The sequence below is a fragment of the Rhodovulum sp. genome, from assembly GCF_011048875.1.
GTDB classification, from domain to species: Bacteria; Pseudomonadota; Alphaproteobacteria; order Rhodobacterales; family Rhodobacteraceae; genus Rhodovulum; species Rhodovulum tesquicola.
Genome location: NZ_DSDD01000119.1, coordinates 1 through 3597, shown reverse-complemented (window position 1 = coordinate 3597; position 3597 = coordinate 1). Strand labels below are relative to the sequence as shown.

The 3597-nt window shown below is 69.5% G+C and carries 6 protein-coding genes; 4 read left to right on the top strand and 2 right to left on the bottom strand.

What is annotated here, in order from left to right:
- Positions 1 to 322: 322 nt before the first annotated feature.
- Together ENN83_RS04035 and ENN83_RS04030 are read right to left on the bottom strand one after the other, a co-directional pair.
- A complete protein-coding gene (locus tag ENN83_RS04035) occupies positions 323 to 1030 on the bottom strand; it encodes an NUDIX hydrolase (protein ID WP_287184325.1) in 708 nt (235 codons plus the stop codon).
- Positions 991 to 1389 carry a DUF983 domain-containing protein gene (locus ENN83_RS04030; RefSeq protein ID WP_287184324.1) on the bottom strand — a complete coding sequence of 133 codons (399 nt, stop codon included), beginning with the start codon at positions 1387 to 1389 and terminating at the stop codon, positions 991 to 993. Before ENN83_RS04030 ends, ENN83_RS04035 begins: the two co-directional genes overlap by 40 nt.
- A gap of 205 nt (positions 1390 to 1594) precedes the next feature.
- Between ENN83_RS04030 and ENN83_RS04025 the strand changes: the two genes are divergently transcribed.
- From ENN83_RS04025 to ENN83_RS04010, 4 genes are all read left to right on the top strand, one after another.
- Complete coding sequence (locus tag ENN83_RS04025) at positions 1595 to 2296, top strand: EF-hand domain-containing protein (protein WP_287184323.1); 702 nt, start codon at positions 1595 to 1597, stop codon at positions 2294 to 2296.
- Between the two features lie 75 nt (positions 2297 to 2371).
- Positions 2372 to 2956 carry an RNA polymerase sigma factor gene (locus tag ENN83_RS04020; RefSeq protein ID WP_287184321.1) on the top strand — a complete coding sequence of 195 codons (585 nt, stop codon included), beginning with the start codon at positions 2372 to 2374 and terminating at the stop codon, positions 2954 to 2956.
- Positions 2957 to 2963: 7 nt separating this feature from the next.
- Complete coding sequence (locus ENN83_RS04015) at positions 2964 to 3317, top strand: dihydroorotate dehydrogenase (RefSeq protein ID WP_287184320.1); 354 nt, start codon at positions 2964 to 2966, stop codon at positions 3315 to 3317.
- Positions 3318 to 3319: 2 nt separating this feature from the next.
- Positions 3320 to 3597: periplasmic heavy metal sensor (locus tag ENN83_RS04010; RefSeq protein WP_287184319.1), on the top strand; the 278-nt coding region annotated here is incomplete at its 3' end.

Sequence of the window (3597 nt, the reverse complement as noted above, 5' to 3'; positions counted from 1 at the left end):
TGAAAACACGAAACGAGCCACAAAAACTCCGTCTCGCAGCGGCCGAAGCGCTCAGGCAGCCATCTCGGCGCTGCCGAAGCCGTTTATCAGACGTTCCATGGGACATGATGCTATGGTCTGCCATAGCTTCAGGCTCTTACAGCCAGCCGCTCCGGTCCGTCAGACGGCCCTCGGCGGAGCCCTACGGTCGGACTCCGGTCGCAGCCGAAGGAAATATCCCGTCGCTGGTCACAGGTCACGGCCAATCGGGCACATCACTCGAACGGCGAATGCCACGCGGGGAGGCTGCAGGCGCGGTCAGCTCGCACCGCGATCACGGAGGCTAGCGCAGGCGGGCGAAACTCGACCGCGGGCTGCGGTTGTCGAAGAAGGGCACGCTGGCGGGCGAGAGGCCGGAGCCGAGAAGGCCCGCGACCTCTGCCAGTACCACCTCGGTTATGAAGGGCAGGTTGAAGCGGCGCACTTCGGTCAAGGGGATCCATTGCAGAAGCCCCAACTCGTCCTCGGCGCGCGAGAAATCGTCCAGATCGTTCGCCACCGCCTCGGCCTCGACCAGGAAGAAGCGCGCATCGAACCGGCGCGGGCGGCCGGGCGGGGTGATCGCACGAAAGATGAAATGCAGGCCCTCGGCGCTGGGCAGATGGCCGGTTTCCGAGAATCCCCGCCAGCCCCTGGGTGCGGGGCTTTCCCAGCTGCCGGGGCGGCCGAGGATCAGGCCGGTTTCCTCCCACAACTCGCGAATGCCGGCCGCGACCAGCGCTGGGGCCAGTGCAGGATCCGCCTCGGCGCACAGTCGCGCCGCGCAGCGGGGGGCGAGGGGATGCGCCAGGGGTACCTTCGTGTCCACCGGATCGACCGCGCCGCCGGGAAAGACGAACTTGTTCGGCATGAAGGCGGCCGAGGCGCCGCGCTGGCCCATCAGCACCCGGGGCGCCGTGTCGGCATCGCGCAGAACGATCACCGTTGCCGCGTCGCGGATCGGCGGGTCTGTCAGCTCCCGCTCCCGAATCCGTGCATCCTCCTGGCCCATTGCAACGCTACCATCACACCCTTCAGCCTGGGCAGAAGGTATAGCGCCAGCCCGATGCAGCCAATGGTGAAAACCGAGGCCAGAACAAGGGGATCGGGCCGGAAGGCCAGATGCGCCCAGAGAACCAGGGGCGAGGCCAGGAAGGCCACGATCAGAACGGTCAGATAGACCGGCCCTTCATCGGAATGGTAATGGCGCAATTCTTCCATGCAGACCGGGCAGTGCTCGCGCACGCTCAGATAGCCCGACATCATCGGCCCAGCGCCGCAATTGGGGCAGCGCTTGCACCAGCCGCGCAGAATCGCCGTACCGATGGGCCTCGGGTGCATGTCGAACATCGAGTGATCAGTTGCGGTCATGTTGGGCACGCCTCCGGCTTTGCGTGCAGTCTCAAGCTAGTGACTCCGCATGTGGTTGAAAGGGGATCGACTGTCCTTGCGGCGGGATGTCGCAAAAACTCCTGCGTCGTTGCGACGGAACCCCAGGGCCTGTCCGTAACAGGTTCGACGGTGGGCGCAAACGCCCCGAGGTCACAGGCAAGAGACACGAACAAGGAGAAGGTCCATGACGGACGGGAAAGGGCGCGTTTCGATTTTGGCGCTTGGCGCGGCGGCGATGCTGGTTTTCGCGGTTCCCGCAATCGCGCAGCAGGGCGGTGCCGGGCAGCAGGCCGGGGCGGCGCAGGGCGCGGCCGCGGCGGGAACGCGCGGTGCGGCATTGTTCCAGCGGCTTGATGCGGATGGCGACGGCGCGATCAGCTTGGACGAGTTCACGGCGCGGGCGCGGGCCCGGTTCGCAGAACTGGATGTCGATGGCGACGGCCTGATTTCCGCCGAAGAGGCGCAGAATCTGGGTCCCGCGCCGCGCCGCGCCGAGAAGTCCGGGCCGCGCGGCCGGGGGGATCGCGACTGGCGCGGGAATGGCCGGAAGGGCGGTTACCACTACGGCACGGGGCCGGGGATGCAGGGCGGCGGCTATGGCATGTTCGGCGGCATGGATGGCTCGGGGCCGATGGGCTATGGCGGCTTCGGCGATCCGCGGCTGACGGATGAGGAACGCGCCGACCGCGCCCGGTCCCTGGTCGAGATGCTGGACGCCGATGGCGACGGCATGCTCAGCGCCGAGGAACTGGCCGCACGACCCGGTCCGCAGATGATCTTCGACCGGATCGACACCGATGGCGATGGCGTGATCAGCAAGGAAGAGTTCGACGCCGCGGCGGAACGGTTCGGCGACCGCTTCGGGGTCCGGCGGGCCACGCGCTGAAAGAGGCCGCGGCGGGGCCTTCGGTGCCCCGTCGCGATTGCCGTGCGCCGCATCAGGCGCTAGGCCGGAGCAAGGATGCTGATGCCTTTCGATGCCGAGAGCGGCGAGCCCGACGAGGTCTTGCTTGTGGCCTATGGCCGGGGCGACGCGCGGGCGGCGCGTGCCCTGACGCTGCGGCTGACGCCGCGCGCCCTGGGCTATGCCGCGCGGCTTCTGCGCGACGCGGCCGAGGCCGAGGACGTCGCGCAGGAGGCGATGTTGCGGCTCTGGCGGATCGCGCCCGAGTGGCGCATGGGCGAGGCCAAGGTGACGACATGGCTGTACCGTGTCGTCACCAATCTGTGCACCGACCGGCTGCGGCGGCGGCGCGGGCAGGGGCTGGACGAGGTGCCAGAGCCCGAGGACGATGCGCCGGGCGTCGAGGCGCGGATGATCGCGCAGGCACGGGTCGATGCGCTGGATGCGGCGCTGGCCGCGCTGCCCGAGCGGCAGCGGCAGGCGGTGATCCTGCGCCATATCGAGGGGCTGTCCAACCCCGAGATCGCCGGGATCATGGAGATCGGCGTCGAGGCGGTCGAAAGCCTGACCGCCCGGGGCAAGAGGGCGCTGGCCTCTGCATTGGCGGGGCAGCGCAGCGAATTGGGGTTCGAGGATGACTGACCGGCAGATGAACGACACCGAGATCGAGGCGCTGTTCGCGGCGGCCCGCACCGGCCGGCCGGAACCGTCGGCGGCGCTGCTGGCCCGGGTGATGGAGGACGCGATGGCCGAGGCCGAGGCGCGCGCCGCCCCGGCCCCCGTGCCGCCTGCCCGGCCGATGGGCGGCGGGTTCGCCCGGGTTCTTGGCCTGATCGGCGGCTGGCCGGCGATGGGCGGGCTGGCGACGGCCGGGTTGATGGGCGTCTGGATCGGCTATGCCGCGCCGGGCGGGTTTGACGCGGTGACCGCAACAATTCTGGGCGGGGGTTACGATGTCTCCGACCTGATGCCCGGCCTCGATGCCTGTCTGACGGAGGGTTGAGCATGGCTGGAACCGACAAGACCGCCTCGCCGCTTCGCACGCCCACCTGGATGCGCGTGGCGCTGGTGACAAGCCTGGCGCTGAACCTGCTGGTTCTGGGGATCGTGGGCGGCGCGGTGCTGAAATTCGGGCGGGACGGGCCGTCGCGGGCCGGGTTCTTGCCGGGCGATTACGGCCCCTACAGCCGCGCGATGAGCGAGTCCGACCGCGAGGCGCTGCGCGCCGCCTACCGCGCCGAGGCGCCGCGTCTGCGCGAGAACCGCGCGGCGGTGCGCCAGGG